Below are 15,351 nucleotides of genomic sequence, written 5' to 3'. Positions count from 1 at the left end.
GGTGGGTCAGGACGCGCGGATCATGCCTTCCTGCACGACCGTGGCCAGGTGTTCTCCGTCGCGGGTGAAGAAGCTGCCCTGGCCGAGCCCGCGCCCCGAGCCGGCGGAGCCCGCCTGCTGCGCGTAGAGCAGCCAGTCGTCGAGGAGGCCCTCGCCGGGGACGCGGTGGAACCACATCGCGTGGTCCAGGCTCGCGGTGACCAGGCCGGGCCTCGCCCAGGGCAGGTCGAGCACGCGCAGCACCGGCTCGAGGATGGTGTAGTCGCAGACGTAGGCCAGGGCCGCCAGGTCGCGTTGGGTGCGGGTCAGGCCCTCGACCGGCCGCAGGGCGTCGTACGGCTTCACCCAGACGGCCTGGTGCGGCGCCCGTTCCCCGTCGACGGTCAGGTAGACCGGCCCGGGAAGATGCCGCATGTCGAAGCTGCGTCCGCCGCCCCAGTACGCCTTCGACTCCTCGGTCATCGTCCCGCCCTCGCGGGGCGCCAGGTATTCCGCCGAGGTGGGCAGCGTCTCGGGGCCGGGGACCTCGGGAGGCCGGACGGCGAAGGTGCCGGAGGGCTCGCCCTTGGCGAAGGAGGCGAGGGCGACGTACACCGGCTTGCCGGACTGGAAGGCGCGGACCTGCCGCGTGGCATAGCCGCGTCCGTCGCGCAGCACCTCCACCTCGTAGCGGACCTCCGCGCCGATGTCGGCCGGGCGCATGAAGTAGGAGTGCATGGAGTGCAGCGTCTTGCCGTCCTCCGGGCCCTCGGGAACGGTCCGCATGGCGGCCGCCGCGGCCGCGGCCACCAGGTCGCCGCCGTACGCCTTCGGCCAGGGGCAGGGCTGGGTGACCGCGGTGTAGGCCACGTCGAAGTGCTGCGGCTCGGCCTCCTTCAGGGTGATGGAGGCGCTGAAGATCTCCGAGGTCGGCGTCACGGGCGCTCGCTCCAGTCCCGCAGCGCCTCGTCCGCGACGTCGTCGAGGTTGACCACGATGTTGTCGGGGGTGCGCGTGGTCATCCAGGTGAGCGGGTTGTTGCGGTCCAGGTTGCACTCGACGTGCGGCATGTAGGGCGGGACGAAGACCCAGTCGCCCTCCGCCATGTCGATGTAGTCCTCGAACTTCGCTCCGAAGTAGATGCGCGCGCGGCCCGACAGGACGAATCCCCCGGTTTCCGCCTCGCCGTGGTGATGCGGGACCGACCGGAAGCCGGGCTCGTTGCTGACCTTGCCGAACCAGAGCCGTCGCGCCGGCGTGTGCTGGGGGCTCACGCCCGCGATGCGCGTGGCACCCGCCGACTGTCCGGTCAGCCCGGATTCGAGTCCTCCTCGGGTGACGACCGGAACGACCAGGCCGTTGGTGGCGTACATCGAGTTGTCCCCGTCGAGCGGGAAGTCACCCTCGGTCAGATGCATGTCGACTCCTAGTCCTTGACGACGATCCGGTTGCGCAGAACGCCGATGCCGGTGATCTCGGTTTCCAGGACGGCGCCGTCGGCGAGGTAAACCGGGGGCGTCATTCCCATTCCGACCCCTCCGGGCGTGCCGGTCAACACCAGGTCGCCGGGGCGCAGGCGGGTGAAGGTCGACACGTACGCGACCAGCGCGGCGGCGTCGAAGACCAGCGAGCTCGTGTCGCCGCGCTGACGCTCGACGCCGTCGACCCGGCAGACGACCTCGAGGCCCGCGGCCGGGTCGAGCGCGTCCGCGGTGACCACGACCGGGCCGATCGGCGTGGTGCGGTCCCACGCCTTGCCCTGGAACCACTGCAGGGTCCGCTTCTGCCAGTCGCGGACCGACACGTCGTTGGCGATCGTGTAACCCCAGATGGCGGCGGCGGCCTCGGCCCGGCCGGCGCCGCGGATCTCGGCGCCGACGACCACCGCCAGCTCGGCCTCCCAGTCCACGTGCAGCCCGGGTGGCAGCGCGATGTCGTCGGCCGGGCCGGTGAGGGTGTCGGCGTACTTGGCGAAGAGGGTCGGGTGGGCGGGCAGCTCCCGGCCCATCTCGAGGATGTGGTCGGCGTAGTTCAGGCCACAGCAGATCACCTTGCGCGGCGCGGGAAGGGGCAGCGCCATGCCGGCGGGCCGCACCGGCTCGCCGATCAGGCCGCTCACCGGCCGGTCGGAGAACTCGTCGAGATAGGCGGACAGATGCGGTGCGGGCAGCCGGCGCCACCCGTCGCCCGGGTCGACCGCGGCCGTCGTGCTGCCGTCCGCCGGGGTCACCGTCGCGAACCTCATGCGTCGCACTCCTCCAGGCCGGGTATGCAGTTTTTTTCACGCTCGTCAGCTAAAGTCAATAGTCTAGACCCGACGGAGGCCCGATGCTGCCCATTCCTGTCAATCCGGATGCCCTGCCCGCCCCCAGCGGTTACTCGCACGGCACTCTGGTCGGCAACACGCTGTATCTGGGCGGCCAGACCGCCCTGGACCGAGACATGAGGATCGTCGAGGGCGGCATCGTCGAGCAGTTCCGTCAGGCCTTCGGCAACGTCCTCACCACGCTGCGAGCGGCCGGAGGCCGGCCTGAGGACCTCGTCAACATCACGATCTACCTCACCGACATCCCCGACTACCAGGCGCACGGCAAGGAGATCGGCCGGGTCTGGCGCGAGCTTGCCGGGCCCGTCTATCCGGCCATGGCCGGCATCGGCTGCACCGCGCTGTGGCAGCCGGAGGCGCTGATCGAGATCCTGGGCGTCGCCGTGATCCCCGAGGAGCGGCTCGTCAGGCCGTGACCCCGCCCATCACCGAGCTCGCGAAGCGGTGCGCGGGCTCGGTGAGCCGCCCCCTCAGCTCGTCGAAGAGGGCGGCCGCGCGTACGCCGTTCCAGTCGCCCGGCAGGAGCTCCGGCGGCAGCCCCGGATCGAGGAACGGGAGCCGTCGCCACGCGGTCAGCGCCCGGACGTAGTCGTCGAACGCCTCCCCGTCGCCGCCCTCGGCGCCGCTCACCCAGCGCGCCAGCACCGGATCGAACGAGTCGAGGAACTCGCCGTAGAGCTTCTGCAGCCCTTCCAGGTCCCACCAGCGGCCCGCCAGCTCGGCGACATTCCCGGGCGCCGGGTAGTCGGCGTCGAACAGGTCCACGAACCCCGACAGCTCGTAGCGCTCCAGGACCTCCTCGGTCTCCCGGCGCAGGTGGCGAGGCGCGATCCACACGCCCGAGGCCACCGTGCCGAACCCCAGCCAGCTCAGCCGGGAGCGCAGCACGTGCCGCTGCTGGCGCTGGGACTCGGGAACGCTGAAGACCGCGAGCAGCCACCCGTCGGCCAGCTCGGCGCGCGGCCGGCCGAAGATCCGCTGGTCGCCCTCGTCCAGGATGCCCCGGGCCTGCTCGGACAGGCTGTATCCGGCCGAGCCGCCGACCTTGCGCGCCTCGAGCAGTCCCCGGCGCTTCAGTCGGGAGATCGCCGAGCGTGCCGACGGCGCATCGATCTTGAGCCGGTCCATCAACTGGATCAGCGCGGACACGCTGATCCAGCCGCCGGCCTCGCGCGCGTACAGGCCGTAGATCGTGACGATGAAGGCGCGGGGCCGGGTCGACCTCGGCTCCTCCTCGGTCGCACCGTCCGCCGTCGTCACGAGGTCACGATATCGCGGGCCCTTACAACCGTACGTACGTCTTGTTCGTGCGCCAGGCCGGCCGGCGGGTCGGCAACATGGTCGCGCCGCCGCTGCTCACCGGGCTGGTGATCGGCTGGGATGTACCCGGCTGGCATGAGCGATCCGCAAAGCGCCGGTTCCATCCGTGGCGGATCCTGCGACAATGGCCCGGTGTCACGCGATGGAGCCGGCGCCGGTCCGTCGTTCCCGGCGGTCCCGCCGGCGGGCGACCGGGTCGACTGGCGGGGCATCGTCATCCAGGGCGCGGGCGACCCGCCCGCGATCGTGAACCTCGCACCGGGCGACAGTGCGACGTTCGGCCGGGGCACCGCCGAGCTGCCGGTCGATCTTGCGCTGCCGGACGCCGGGGTGTCCCGCCTCGCGGGCGCGATCACCGCGGTGGAGGACCACTGGCTGATCAGCAACCTCAGCCGTCGCAACACGTACGTGGTCAGGAATCCCGAGGGCGGCGGCGAGTTCGTGAAGCTCGCCCCGCGTCGCCTCGACATGCCGGTGCCGTTCGAGTTCTCCCAGGTGTTCCTGCCCGGCCTGCAGGATTCATGCTCTTTCTACGTGTTCGCGTCGCAGCATCTTTACGCCGATCACCACGAGCGTCCCGACGGCACGGCCGACGCGACCCGGATGGCGTTCCCGCTGGACGAGACCGCGAAGTACTTCCTCGTGCTGGTGGCCCTCTGCGAGCCGCGGCTGCGCGACCCCTCGTCACCGGTGATCCGTACCGTTCCGGAGATTCTCGACCGCCTCGGCGGCACCTGCGATCTCACCCGATCGGCCGTGAACTTCCACATCGATTACCTCGCCCGCTCCAAGCTCAGGGTGAAGACGCCGAGGCTCACCGCCGACGGCGGAGAGGGCTCGAAGGCGGACTGGCAACGCGCGGCGTTGATCTCTCTGGCCCTTCAATTCGACCTGGTACGCGAGGAGCACCTGAGCCTCCTGCCCCGCTGATGAGCGCAAGCGGGTCAGGAACTACTTCGGCTGATAGGCATCGAGGTTCGCGCGCAACCGCGGCATGTACTCCCGCAGGGCCGGGCGGTCGGGCACGCCATTGGCCGCGCGAACCATCTCGGCGGAGGTGCGCCATGTCGCGACCAGGTTGATCCTCGGGTCTCCCGGGATGTCACGCAGCTCAGGCGCGAATCTGCAGAGGAAGTCGCCCACGTGCGGGATGGACATATCCGGCGGGAACGGTGGTTTCGGCACCACCTTCCGCTGTTCCGCCGGCAGGTAATACTGCAGGACGCTGGGCGTCCACCGGGCGATGCCGTACTCGTCCTTGCCGGGATCGTGCAGAGTGGGATCGAAGTTGCTCTCCGTCTTGAGAATGGCCGCCACCAGGTACGGCGTCACGGCGGGATAGCTCGGGCACTTCGTCCCGGCCGTCACGATGAGGTCGTAGTACTGGGGCGGGATGTCCATGTCCGTGCGGAAATACCGCTCGTATCCGCTCGCCGAACTCTTCGGCTCCGGGGTCGCACCGGCGCTCGCTTCCCAGGGCTTCCACACCGCGAGGGAAGCGATGCACGAGGCCACCGCGATGGATCCCACCGCGCCGGCCGTGCGCCGGTTGCGGGAGAAGCGCCGGATGATGCTCGAGGAGGCGACGGTTCTCGTATCCGTCGCCGAGTCCCCCTGGGCCGCGGCGCGTGCTCTTCTCGCCAGCTCCGCGGCGGTGTGTGCGGCGCGACCGGCATGATCCGGGGCCAGGCAGTCGGCGATGAACTGCTGCCACTGGGGAGGAATGGTGGCCGGCAGCGAGAGATTGCCGCGGCCCTCGGCATACGCGGAGGCCGCCGCCATGCGGGCGCGTGACGTCACGCCGGGGAACGGCAGGCGGCCGGAGAGAAGCTGACATGCGGTGACCCCAAGTGCCCAGATGTCCGCTGTCTGGCGTACGAGGGTGCCGTCGGGGGTGATGCCCTCGGCCCACCGTTCCGGTGGCATGTGATCGGCGGAACCGCCGGGCGGTAGATAGGCGTGCGTGCCGTTCAACTCGGCGGAGAGCCCGAAGTCGGCCAGCCGGACCGAGCCGTCCGCCATCAACAGGATGTTGCTCGGTTTCAGATCGCCGTGCACCCACCCGGACGCGTGCAGGTGGGCGAGGCCGGCACAGATCTCCTCGATGAGCCGGGGTGCATCGGCCAGCCCTCGACCGTCGGCGTCGGCCAGTGCCGCGGCCGTCGAGCGTTCGGCAAGCTCCATCGCGATCACCGTGGCCCCGTCGAGATCGGGAGTGCCGGGATCGTCGACCACATAGGTGCCCAGCACCGAGATCACGTGGGGATGGTCGAGCCGCCGGTGCGCGGAGAGTTCGCGGTCCGTCATGGCGGCGAGATGGGAAAGCTGACGTGGGGTCAGCGTGCCGGTCGGTAGGAACTTCAGCGCGGCGTGCCGCGGTCCCTCCGCCGCTCCTTCGTGCACCGCGGCATAGACGCTGCTCCAGCTCCCGCTGGCCAGTCCCCGCGTCACCTGCCACGGGCCGACGCGGTAGCCCGCGGCGACATGCACCGTCCAGTGCTGGTCGTCCATCGACGCTCCTCGGCTGTTGCCCTGCCTCGGCCGGAGGGGCCCGCCCCTCCTCGGTGGGAGAGGCCTGCCTCGGTGGGGAGAGGCCCGCCCTTCCTCGGCTGGAGAGCATGGCAAACGAGATCGTCGATGTCCAAAAGATCAACGACCTGCGGGATCGGAGCGACCTGGAAGAAGCGGCTCAGCCGGCTGCGTCGGTGGCCGATCCGTACCTTGACGCGGCCTATGGGAAGGGGTGCCGGTGACCGTTCGTAGCTGGAGTCTGCGGCTGGCGGCTGTGACGCTTATCCCTGTCGGGCTCGGCGGCTGCGCGGTGCCCGAGGTGCTCGGCGGCGCCGGCACCGAGGCGGCGGAGCCGGTGGCGGCCGAGCCGTCAGCCGGCTGGATCGTCGTGCAGGAGGGTGCGCGGCAGGAGGAGCCGGTTCCGGTGAAGGCGGCGCCGACGCCCACCGCGGTACCCACGCTCGCGCCCCCGGCCCCTGCCGAGTCGTCGTCGCCCGAAGATGCCGGCGAGCCGATGGATCCCCGCTGCAACGGCAGCCTCCAGCCCGGCAAGATCGCCGGGCTGGACGTGGTGGCCGGCGCGACGAGTGCCACCGTCCGGTGGTTCCACGCCAGTGACAAGAACGTGCGCACCTACCGCATCACGAGCATCCCCCAGCGACTGGTCTCCGGCCGGCAGGCTCCGCTGAAGTGGCAGGAGGTCAAGCCCGGCGACAAGTGCTCCCCGCTCTCCGCCACCATCACCGGACTGCGGCCCGGCACTCCGTACACGTTCTCGGTCGACGTCGTCCGTGCGACCTCCTGGCAGAACGGCAATCTCGCGGCCACCATCGCCCGGTCCGCCGTCGTCACCACCGCCACCTGACGTCAGGGATCCGGTGCCCTTGTAAGGCCTTGATACGGTTGCTAGAGCATTTAGCAACCGTGAGAGGCCCGTTGCCATGGTCCCGGCCGAGTCCGGTTTCAGCATCCTGTCCGACGACTTCGCCGCCGACCCCTACCGACATTTCCCGCGGCTGCGGGAGCAGTTGCCGGTGCACTACGAGCCCTCGATCAACAGTTACTTCGTCTCCCGTCATCACGACGTAAAGAGGGTGCTGACCGACCACGAAGGGTTCAGCACCGAGACGTTGCAGGAGCGCGCCGAGCCGGTGATGCGCGGGCCGGTCCTCGCCCAGATGACCGGGGCCGAGCACACCGCCAAGCGGAAGATCGTCGTCCGGGGCTTCACCGGGCAGGCCCTCCACGATCAGGTACGCGCCATCCACGCCAACGCCGCGGAGCTCATCGCGCCGTTCCTTCCCCAGGGCCGGGTGGACCTCGTCAACGACTTCGGCAAGCCCTTCGCCGTCCACGTGACGCTGGACGTCCTCGGCCTGGACAAGGCGGACTCGCGGCAGATCGCCGCCTGGCACAGCGGGATCGCCGAGTTCATCACCACCATCGCTCTCACCCCCGAACGCCGCCGGCATTGCATGACCTGCGCCGAGGAGCTGGAGGCCTATCTCGTCCCGATCATCGAGCAGCGGCGTCGCCGGCCCGGCGACGACCTCATCTCGATGCTGTGCACCGCCGAGTTCGACGGCATCGCCATGAGCAACCGCGAGATCATCGCGTTGGTCAACAACGTCCTGGTCGCCGCCGCCGAGCCCGCCGACAAGACCCTCGCGCTGCTCTTCAAGCACCTCATCGACCATCCCGCGCAGTTGGCCGAGGTCCGCCGGGATCCCGCCCTGCTACCCGCCGCGATCGCCGAGACCCTGCGCTACACGCCACCGGTCCAGCTCATCCCCCGGCAGGCGGAGCGGGACGCTGTGTTCGCGGGCGGCACCGTACCCGCGGGCGCCACCGTCTTCTGCATGATCGGCGCGGCCAACCGGGACCCCGAGGTCTTCGCCGCCCCGGACGCCTTCGACATGCACCGCCCGGACCTGGGCACCGCCCGCGCCTTCACCGCCGCCGCCCAGCACCTTGCCTTCGGTGCCGGGCTCCATCAGTGCGTCGGCACCGCCTTCGCCCGTGCCGAGATCGAGACCGTCGCCGCGATGCTCCTGCCCCTGCTCGACGAAGTGCGCTTCAGCGAGGGTTTCCGCTACCTGGAGGCCGGTCTGTACACTCGCGGCCCCGTATCTCTGAGCCTGGACTTCACTCCCGTTCCGCCATCCCCCTCCAGGAGACGGCAATGACGCCGACCGACATCGCCCGAGCCCTGAACGATCTGCTGTTCGATCCGATCCCCGACCTCGCCGAGGCCATCGACCGGCACTTCGCCCCGGGTTACCGCCAGCGCACCGACGGTGTCTGGAGCGACCGCACCGCCTTCGCCCAGCACATCACCCGCCTGCGCTCCGTCGTCCAGAGCGGACAGGTCGAGGTCCACGAAGAACTCCGCGACGGGCTGCGCTACGCCGATCGCCACACGGTCACGATCACTCAGCACAACGGCCGCACCTCCCGCACCGAGGTGTACCTCTTCGGCGAGTGCGCCCCCGACGGGCGTTTCCATCGCATCGAAGAGACCACTCGGCTGGTCTCCGGCCACTCGGAAGACGAGAACCTGGGACGCATCCGCTGAGATGGTGTCCCTGGGTGAGAGGCTGAGCAGTGCGCGGGCGCGCGCCTTCATCGGCCGGGAGACGGAGCTCAGACGCTTCGAGGAGGCGCTGAGCGGGGATCCGCAGGCGCCGTTCGCGTTCTATGTGTTCGGGCCCGGTGGCATCGGCAAGTCGGCGCTGCTGCGGCGGCTGACGGACCAGGCACGCTCCGCGGGACGCCCGTTCGTCGAGCTCGACGGCCGGTTCACCAGCCGGGACCCGGCCGACTTCGAGCGCGCGGCCGGCGGCTTCCTGGATGTTCCCGGCACGGTGCTGTTCCTGGACTCGTTCGAGCACTGTCAGTGGCTGGAAAGCTGGCTGTGGCAGCGGCTCCTTCCCCGCGCCGCGGCCGGTGCCCTCGTCGTACTGGCCGGCCGGATCCCGCCGCAGGCGCAATGGGCGGCCGATCCCGCCTGGGCCGGGGTTCTGCACGTCACCGAGCTTCAGCCGTTCTCCGAGGAACAGTCCCGGAGCCTGCTGACCGCGGCGCAGATCCGGCCCGAGCTGCGGGACCGGGTGCTCCGCTTCGCCGGCGGCAACCCGCTGGCCCTGTCGCTGGCGGCCGCCGCGGGAATGCCGGGCTGGAGCAGGGACGACATGCGGGCGCCCTCGGCCGACGTGCTGCGCACCCTGCTGGCCGGGTTGATCGGCGAGGTGCCGACGGCGGCCCACCGCCGCGCCCTCGAGGTCGCGGCGCAGGCGCACTCGACATCCGAGGAACTGCTCGCCGCGGTGCTGCCCGACGAGGATGCCCCCGAGCTCTTCTCCTGGCTGAGGGATCTGCCCTTCATGGAGGCCACCCATCGGGGGCTGCACCCGCACGACGCCGCGCGCGAGACGCTCGCCGCCGACCTGCGCTGGCGCGCACCCCACGCCTTCGTGGCGATGCGCGAGCGGTTGATGGAGGAGTATCTGCGCATTCTGCGTGAGGCACCCGAGGAGCGGGTCTGGACCGTCACGGACGAGCTCTTCTACCTCTTCCGCGAGGTGGAGAGCCTGGCCCGGGTGCGTACGTGGTCTCGCGACGAAGAGGTGCACGACCGTCCTCTGCACGAGGATGACATCGATGTCATCCTGGGCATGGCCGAGGAGACCGAGGGGCCCGAATCCGCCGAGCTGGTCCGCTACTGGATGGATCGCCAGCCGCAGGCGTTCAGCGTCTATCGTCTCGTCAGCACGGGCCGGACCGTCGCTTTCACCGCCCGGCTCGCCCTGTCGGCCCCGCCCGACCCCCAGGATCTTGTTACCGACCCCGTCGTGGCGGCGGCCTGGCGTCATGCGGACGCCACCGCGCCGGTGAGCCCGGGCGAACACATCGGCATCAGCCGATTCACGGTCTACCCCGAGCGATACCAGGTTCCCTCGCGGGTCATCGACCTGAGTAGTTCCCGGGCCCAGGCGGAGTCCGCCCGGGCCCGCGGTCGCGCGTACGGCTTCGCGGTCTGGCGCGACGCCGAGGCCTGGTCCGCGCGCGTCAAGGGCACCCTTGTGGACACCGGCGAGCGGCCGCGGGTCGGTGCCCACACGTACGGAGTGTTCGGCATCGACTGGCGGCGGATGCCCGTCGAGAACTGGCTACGCCGTTTCATCTCGGCCACCGACGTACCGTTGCAGTCCGGCCCGTCCGGAGTCTCGCGCAGCGCCTTCGACCAAGCCGTCCGCGAGGCCCTGGTGCACTGGCGCGATGCCGCCGCCTTCGCCGCCTGTGCCCTGATGCGCGTCCGCCTTGCGGCCGACCTCGCCGATCCCGTCGCGGAGCTGCGCGACCTGCTGCGCCAGGCCGTCGACGAACTGGCCCAGGATCCGCGCGGAGTGCGGGCCCGCGACGCCCTGACGGCGGGCTACTTCTCCGGTGCGCCCACGCAGGAGGCCGCCGCCCGCCGCCTCGGCTTGCCGTACGGTACCTATCGCCGCCACCTGCGCCACGGCCTTGACCTGCTCTGCGATGCCCTGTGGCAGTGGGAGCTGCACGGCGTCCGATAGGCCGGGTGGACAGGTGCGGACAGGACTGGACAGTCCTCGCCCTCGCCAGGCCTGGAGAGTGAACAGCGCTCGCCCACAGGCTGTGCGTCATGAACCTCCGACGCCCCCAGGGCAAGGCACGCCTCTCGCCGACGGTCGCGCTCACGGCGCTCGCCGCGGCGCAGTTCACCGTCATGCTCGCCACCTCGATCGTGAACGTGGCGCTGCCGCAGATCCGTGCCGGGGTGGGCCTGTCGGACGGCGGCATCACCTGGGTGGTCAACGCCTACGGCCTGGCGTTCGGGGCGCTGCTGCTGGCCGGAGGACGGGCGGCCGACCTGCTCGGCCGCCGCCGGGTGCTGATCGCCGGCCTCGCGCTGTTCGCGGGATCCTCCCTCGCGGCGGGGCTGGCCGCGTCCCCCGGCGTGCTGATCGCGGCCCGCGCCGTGCAGGGTATCGGCGCCGCCGCCATCGCCCCGGCCGCGCTCGCCCTGGCGATGGGCCTGTTCCCGTCCGGAGCCGGGCGCGGCAAGGCCCTCGGCGTCTGGGGCGCGGTCTCCGGCGCGGGCGGGGCCGGCGGCGTGCTGCTGGGCGGCGTACTCACCCAGGCGTGGGGCTGGTCCTGGGTCTTCCACTCCATCGCGCTCCTGTCGGCGCTGGTCATGGTCGCCGTGGTGGCGCTCGTACCAGAGGCTGCCGCGCAGAAGGCCGGGGGCTTCGACCTGCTGGGCACCGCCACCGTCACGCTCGCCCTCACCAGCCTGGTCTGGGGGCTGACGACCGCCCGCGGCGCCGGCTGGACGGACGCCACGGTGCTGGGCGCCCTCCTCGGCGCGGGTGCGCTGCTCGCCGCCTTCGCCGTGATCGAGCGTCGCCGCCCGGACGCCCTGATACCACCGCGGTTGTTCGCCACCGGCCGGGTCGCCGCGGGCAACCTGCTGATGGCACTGCTGGGATCCGTGTGGATCGCCTTGTTCTTCTTCCTGCCGCTCTACCAGCAACAGGTCCTCGGTATGAGCCCCCTGGCCACCGGGGCCGGGCAACTCCCGCTCGCCGTGGCCAACATGCTCGGTGCCGCCCTGACACCCGCCGTCGCCCGGCGCCTCGGCGGCACCGCGACCGTGACGCTGGCCCTGCTCACCGAGGCCGCCGGACTGCTGTGGCTGTCCCGGATGAGCACCGACGGGAGCTACCTCGTCGACGTCCTCGGTGCGAGCGTCCTGGTCGGACTCGGCCTCAGCGTCGCCTTCGTCCAGCTCACCGCCCTGTCCGTGGACGGCGTCCCCCCGCAGGACGCGGGCCTCGCCGGCGGGCTGGTGAACACCACCCGCCAGGTGGGCGGCGCGATCGGCCTCGCCGCGCTGGCCACCCTGGCCGGCTCCGTCACCGCCCAGGCATCCACCCACCAGCCCCCACTGGAGGCGCTCACCGCCGGATATCGAATCGCCTTCGCGGTGTCGGCCGCGGTCCTCGCCGTCACCGCACTCCTGGCCGTACCGCTCACCCGCCGCACCGGCCGGACCCGCGGCGCCCTGCCGCGCCGAACAGCCGCGACCACGACAGCCAACTGACTGCGCACAGAGGAGAGAAGATGACCAGCAAGCCGTACCTGACCGGCCACTACACCCCCGTCGCCGACGAGGTCACCGGCCTCGACCTCACCGTCGAGGGCACGCTGCCCCCCGAGCTGACCGGCCGCTTCATCCGCAACAGCCACAACCCCAAGCCCGGCGTCACCCCCACCCACTGGTTCAAGGGCAGCGGCATGGTTCACGGGATCCGCCTGCGGGAGGGCCGCGCCGAGTGGTACCGCAACCGCTGGGTGCACACTCCCGCCCTGGACGGCGCCCCGTACATGACCGAGCGCGGCCCGGACCTGGCCGCCAGCACCGCCGGCACCCACGTCATCGAGCACGCGGGACGGCTGCTCGCGCTCTGCGAGGCGAACCTGCCGTTCGAGCTCACCGCGGACCTGGAGACGGTCGGCGCCTTCGACTTCGACGGCAAGCTGCGCACCGCCATGACCGCGCACCCCAAGGAAGACCCGGTGACCGGCGAGCTGCACTTCTTCGGCTCGTCGCCGTTTCCGCCGTACCTGATGTACTACGTCTCCGACGCCAAGGGCGAGATCGTCCACAGCGCCGAGATCCCGGGAGCGACCGCCTCCCTCAAGCACGACTTCGCCATCACCCGCCGGCACGTGGTCTTCGTCGAAGGCAACGTCACCTTCGATCCCACCGAGCACTCCGGCATTCCGTACGCCTGGAGCGACCAGCAGCCGGCGCGCATCGGCGTCATGCCCCACGGCAGTGACGGCACCCGGCACATCCGCTGGTTCTCGATCGAGCCCGGCAACATGCTGCACGTCTCCAACGCGTACGAGGACAGCCAGGGCCGCATCGTCCTGGAAGGTCCCACCGTGGACCGCGAGGGTTTCCAGCTCTCCTGGAACTGGTGGGTCGGCGCGCCCGGGCGTGGCAGCGAGCCCAACGCCCGCTCGTACATCCGCCGCTGGATGATCGACCTGGCGGCCGGCACCGTCGACGAGCAGATCATCGACGACCTCGCGGTGGAGTTCCCGACCCTCAACGAGGACTACCTGGGCGCCGAGAACCGCTACGGATATGCGGTGTCCTTCCCGGACCAGGAGGGCTTCGGCGGCTACGGCGTCGTCAAGTACGACCGCACCACCGGCGCCCGCCGGATCCACCAGGTGGGCGACGCCCGGATGCCCAGCGAGGCGGTGTTCGTCCCCGCGGCCGGCGCCACCAACGAGGACGACGGTTACCTGCTCACCGTGATCTCCGACCTCAAGCAGGACTCCTCGCAGTTGCTGGTCCTGGACGCCGTCGGCCTCAACCGGGTCGCTACCGTCCACCTGCCGCGCCGGGTGACCGCCGGCATCCACGGCTCCTGGATCCCCGACAGCGAGCTGGACAACAACGAGAACTGACCCCGCGACGGGCGGCGCCGGATCCACAGGCCGGCCGCCGCCCGTTTCTCCTCACCGACCAACCACATTGGAGGCTTCCGCCATGTCCCTCGCCACCGCCGTTGCGCCGATCGCTCCCCGCGCCGGTCGTCCCCGCCGCCTGATCGAGATCGACAGCCGGGCGACGTACGTCAGCTTCGGGCTCGCCTATCTGGGCGGCCACGGTGCCGCCGCGGTCTCCCAGGGCGACACTCCTCTGCTCGACCTGCCCGGCTGGCTGCCGACGGCGCTGCTCGGCATCGGGCTGATAGTCGGCATCACCCAGGCCACCATCGCCTCGTCACGGGTCCAGCGCGCGGCCAGCGAGCCGGACGTCCTCGCCTGCAAGCTCCTCGGCGCCGGCTGGGTCATCGGCTTCATCGCCCTGTTCTTCGCCATCACCGCCCTGACGGCCCACCTCGGCATGCCGGAACTCCAGTCCATCCTGTGGCCGATCGGCTCCGGCCTCGTCGTCGGCCTGCTCTATCTCGCCGAGGGCGCCGTACGCCGCAATCTCATGCACTACGGCCTCGGCGCCTGGCTCGCCCTCATCTCGACCACGGCACTCTTCTTCGGCACTCCCGGCCTGTTCTGGATCCTCGCCATCGCCGGCGGCGGCGCCTACGCCGCCGCCGCGGTCCTCGAACAACGCCGCCTCATCTCACTCGCCGAGGTCAGTGCGTCTCGGATATCTCGGCGATGAAGGCGTAGGGATAGTCCGGCGTCGGCGGCTCGCTGACGGCGTCCAGGCGCTGCGTGGCGGCCGGGTCCAGGTGCAGGTCCGCGGCCGCCAGGCAGTCCCGCAACTGTCCGGCGGTGCGCGCGCCGACCAGCGCGGCGCTGACGCCGGGCCGGTCCATCACCCAGGCCAGTGCCGTCTGAGCCGGGGTGAAGCCGTGCTGATCGGCGACATCCAGCAGCGTCTCGACAATGCGCCAGGTCCGGTCGGTCCCGCGCCGGGAGAGCGCCTCCAGGCCCCGATCCGGATCGTCTCCGAGCCGGCTGTCGGACGGCAGCCCCTCTCCCCGCCGGTACTTGCCGGTCAGCCAGCCCGCGCCGAGCGGACCCCACACCATGGCACCCATGCCGAGCGACTCCACAGCGGGCAGCAGCTCCCACTCCGGCTCCCGCACAAGCAAGCTGTACTGGGGTTGCAGCGATATCGGCGCTTCGACGCCGCGCCGGACACAGCCGGCATGGGCCAGGACGATCTGCCATCCGGTGAAGTTGCTCAGCCCGGAGTGAGTGATCTTCCCGGCACCGATCGCCTCTTCTGCGAACTGCGCGAATTCATCCAGAGGTACGCGAGGATCGGGGCCATGCGCCTGGTACACGTCGATCCGATCGAGACCCAGCCGGCGCAGACTGGCCTCCAGGGCCCGATGCAGGTATTCCCTGCTGAGTCCCGCGCCCGGCTGGCCGGTGATCGGGAACCGCGCCTTGGTGGCGATGACGAGACGGTCGCGCAGCTCCGGACGGGCCTTCAGCCATCGTCCGATGATCTCTTCACTGCGGCCGTCGCCGTAGACGTCCGCGGTGTCGATGAGGGTGCCGCCCGCCTCGACGAAGGCGTCGAGGATCGCGTGGGAGGCATGTTCGTCGGCCTCCTGCCCGAACGTCATCGCCCCCAGCGCAAGGCGTGAAATTTCTGGTCCTGCGGCGCCGAGCCTGCGAAGTTCCATTGATCA

General features: G+C 70.8%; 16 protein-coding genes. 10 read left to right on the top strand and 6 right to left on the bottom strand.

The window, feature by feature from the left end; all coding sequences use genetic code 11:
* Positions 1-6: 6 nt before the first annotated feature.
* From EDD30_RS18555 to EDD30_RS18545, 3 genes are read right to left on the bottom strand one after another with little or no spacing between them, the layout of a single operon-like run.
* On the bottom strand, positions 7-918 hold the full coding sequence (locus tag EDD30_RS18555) for an acyl-CoA thioesterase (RefSeq protein ID WP_071808297.1): 912 nt from the start codon (positions 916-918) through the stop codon (positions 7-9).
* Positions 915-1,397 carry a cupin domain-containing protein gene (locus EDD30_RS18550; RefSeq protein ID WP_071808298.1) on the bottom strand — a complete coding sequence of 161 codons (483 nt, stop codon included), beginning with the start codon at positions 1,395-1,397 and terminating at the stop codon, positions 915-917. Before EDD30_RS18550 ends, EDD30_RS18555 begins: the two co-directional genes overlap by 4 nt.
* An 8-nt stretch (positions 1,398-1,405) precedes the next feature.
* Positions 1,406-2,224 (bottom strand): fumarylacetoacetate hydrolase family protein, encoded by an 819-nt coding sequence (locus tag EDD30_RS18545; RefSeq protein ID WP_071808299.1) that lies wholly within the window; start codon positions 2,222-2,224, stop codon positions 1,406-1,408.
* Between the two features lie 83 nt (positions 2,225-2,307).
* Between EDD30_RS18545 and EDD30_RS18540 the strand changes: the two genes are divergently transcribed.
* On the top strand, positions 2,308-2,721 hold the full coding sequence (locus tag EDD30_RS18540) for a RidA family protein (RefSeq protein WP_071808300.1): 414 nt from the start codon (positions 2,308-2,310) through the stop codon (positions 2,719-2,721).
* Here EDD30_RS18540 and EDD30_RS18535 read toward each other — a convergent pair.
* Complete coding sequence (locus tag EDD30_RS18535) at positions 2,711-3,565, bottom strand: PaaX family transcriptional regulator (protein ID WP_071808301.1); 855 nt, start codon at positions 3,563-3,565, stop codon at positions 2,711-2,713. The two genes, EDD30_RS18540 and EDD30_RS18535, sit on opposite strands and share 11 nt — an antisense overlap.
* Before the next feature lie 192 nt (positions 3,566-3,757).
* On the opposite strand from EDD30_RS18535, the gene EDD30_RS18530 reads away from it, so the two are divergent.
* Entirely contained in the window at positions 3,758-4,555 is a 798-nt protein-coding gene (locus EDD30_RS18530; RefSeq protein ID WP_244945306.1) for an FHA domain-containing protein, read from the top strand.
* Between the two features lie 21 nt (positions 4,556-4,576).
* Here the strand turns inward: EDD30_RS18530 and EDD30_RS18525 are convergent, their stop codons facing one another.
* Positions 4,577-6,136, bottom strand: coding sequence for a serine/threonine-protein kinase (locus EDD30_RS18525; RefSeq protein WP_071808302.1), 1,560 nt, complete (start codon positions 6,134-6,136; stop codon positions 4,577-4,579).
* Positions 6,137-6,243: 107 nt separating this feature from the next.
* Here EDD30_RS18525 and EDD30_RS41490 point away from each other — a divergent pair, with 107 nt between their 5' ends.
* The 8 genes from EDD30_RS41490 to EDD30_RS18485 all read left to right on the top strand — a co-directional run bounded on the left by EDD30_RS41490 (position 6,244) and on the right by EDD30_RS18485 (position 14,366).
* Entirely contained in the window at positions 6,244-6,378 is a 135-nt protein-coding gene (locus EDD30_RS41490) for a hypothetical protein (RefSeq protein WP_280526153.1), read from the top strand.
* Positions 6,379-6,410: 32 nt separating this feature from the next.
* Positions 6,411-7,001, top strand: a complete 591-nt coding sequence (locus EDD30_RS18515) for a fibronectin type III domain-containing protein (RefSeq protein ID WP_143162931.1) — start codon at positions 6,411-6,413, stop codon at positions 6,999-7,001.
* 76 nt (positions 7,002-7,077) lie between these two features.
* The gene (locus EDD30_RS18510; protein ID WP_071808305.1) at positions 7,078-8,322 is read left to right on the top strand and encodes a cytochrome P450, cyclodipeptide synthase-associated; all 1,245 of its coding nucleotides are present in this window, start codon (positions 7,078-7,080) and stop codon (positions 8,320-8,322) included.
* A complete protein-coding gene (locus tag EDD30_RS18505) occupies positions 8,319-8,711 on the top strand; it encodes a hypothetical protein (RefSeq protein ID WP_071808306.1) in 393 nt (130 codons plus the stop codon). The genes EDD30_RS18510 and EDD30_RS18505 overlap by 4 nt, the downstream gene beginning before the upstream one ends.
* Before the next feature lie 4 nt (positions 8,712-8,715).
* Positions 8,716-10,713: an ATP-binding protein gene (locus EDD30_RS18500; protein ID WP_244945305.1), complete on the top strand. Its 1,998-nt coding sequence runs from the start codon at positions 8,716-8,718 to the stop codon at positions 10,711-10,713.
* 89 nt (positions 10,714-10,802) lie between these two features.
* Positions 10,803-12,263: an MFS transporter gene (locus tag EDD30_RS18495; protein WP_071808308.1), complete on the top strand. Its 1,461-nt coding sequence runs from the start codon at positions 10,803-10,805 to the stop codon at positions 12,261-12,263.
* Positions 12,264-12,283: 20 nt separating this feature from the next.
* Positions 12,284-13,645 carry a carotenoid oxygenase family protein gene (locus tag EDD30_RS18490; protein ID WP_071808309.1) on the top strand — a complete coding sequence of 454 codons (1,362 nt, stop codon included), beginning with the start codon at positions 12,284-12,286 and terminating at the stop codon, positions 13,643-13,645.
* 82 nt (positions 13,646-13,727) lie between these two features.
* Positions 13,728-14,366 carry an ABC transporter permease gene (locus EDD30_RS18485; protein WP_071808310.1) on the top strand — a complete coding sequence of 213 codons (639 nt, stop codon included), beginning with the start codon at positions 13,728-13,730 and terminating at the stop codon, positions 14,364-14,366.
* Here the strand turns inward: EDD30_RS18485 and EDD30_RS18480 are convergent.
* A complete protein-coding gene (locus EDD30_RS18480; RefSeq protein ID WP_244945304.1) occupies positions 14,338-15,345 on the bottom strand; it encodes an aldo/keto reductase in 1,008 nt (335 codons plus the stop codon). The two genes, EDD30_RS18485 and EDD30_RS18480, sit on opposite strands and share 29 nt — an antisense overlap.
* Between the last annotated feature and the right edge of the window lie 6 nt (positions 15,346-15,351).

The organism is Couchioplanes caeruleus, from assembly GCF_003751945.1.
Lineage (GTDB): Bacteria > Actinomycetota > Actinomycetes > Mycobacteriales > Micromonosporaceae > Actinoplanes > Actinoplanes caeruleus.
This window is presented reverse-complemented; position numbering and strand designations above follow the sequence as displayed.

What these genes read in the sequence shown, in the direction of transcription:
- EDD30_RS18545 (WP_071808299.1), bottom strand. Translation starts at nt 2,224, where the DNA reads ATGAGGTTCGCGACGGTGACCCCGGCGGACGGCAGCACGACGGCCGCG.
- EDD30_RS18510 (WP_071808305.1), top strand. Translation starts at nt 7,078, where the DNA reads ATGGTCCCGGCCGAGTCCGGTTTCAGCATCCTGTCCGACGACTTCGCC.
- EDD30_RS18490 (WP_071808309.1), top strand. Translation starts at nt 12,284, where the DNA reads ATGACCAGCAAGCCGTACCTGACCGGCCACTACACCCCCGTCGCCGAC.
- EDD30_RS18505 (WP_071808306.1), top strand. Translation starts at nt 8,319, where the DNA reads ATGACGCCGACCGACATCGCCCGAGCCCTGAACGATCTGCTGTTCGAT.
- EDD30_RS18540 (WP_071808300.1), top strand. Translation starts at nt 2,308, where the DNA reads ATGCTGCCCATTCCTGTCAATCCGGATGCCCTGCCCGCCCCCAGCGGT.
- EDD30_RS18525 (WP_071808302.1), bottom strand. Translation starts at nt 6,136, where the DNA reads ATGGACGACCAGCACTGGACGGTGCATGTCGCCGCGGGCTACCGCGTC.
- EDD30_RS41490 (WP_280526153.1), top strand. Translation starts at nt 6,244, where the DNA reads ATGGCAAACGAGATCGTCGATGTCCAAAAGATCAACGACCTGCGGGAT.
- EDD30_RS18550 (WP_071808298.1), bottom strand. Translation starts at nt 1,397, where the DNA reads ATGCATCTGACCGAGGGTGACTTCCCGCTCGACGGGGACAACTCGATG.
- EDD30_RS18480 (WP_244945304.1), bottom strand. Translation starts at nt 15,345, where the DNA reads ATGGAACTTCGCAGGCTCGGCGCCGCAGGACCAGAAATTTCACGCCTT.
- EDD30_RS18495 (WP_071808308.1), top strand. Translation starts at nt 10,803, where the DNA reads ATGAACCTCCGACGCCCCCAGGGCAAGGCACGCCTCTCGCCGACGGTC.
- EDD30_RS18485 (WP_071808310.1), top strand. Translation starts at nt 13,728, where the DNA reads ATGTCCCTCGCCACCGCCGTTGCGCCGATCGCTCCCCGCGCCGGTCGT.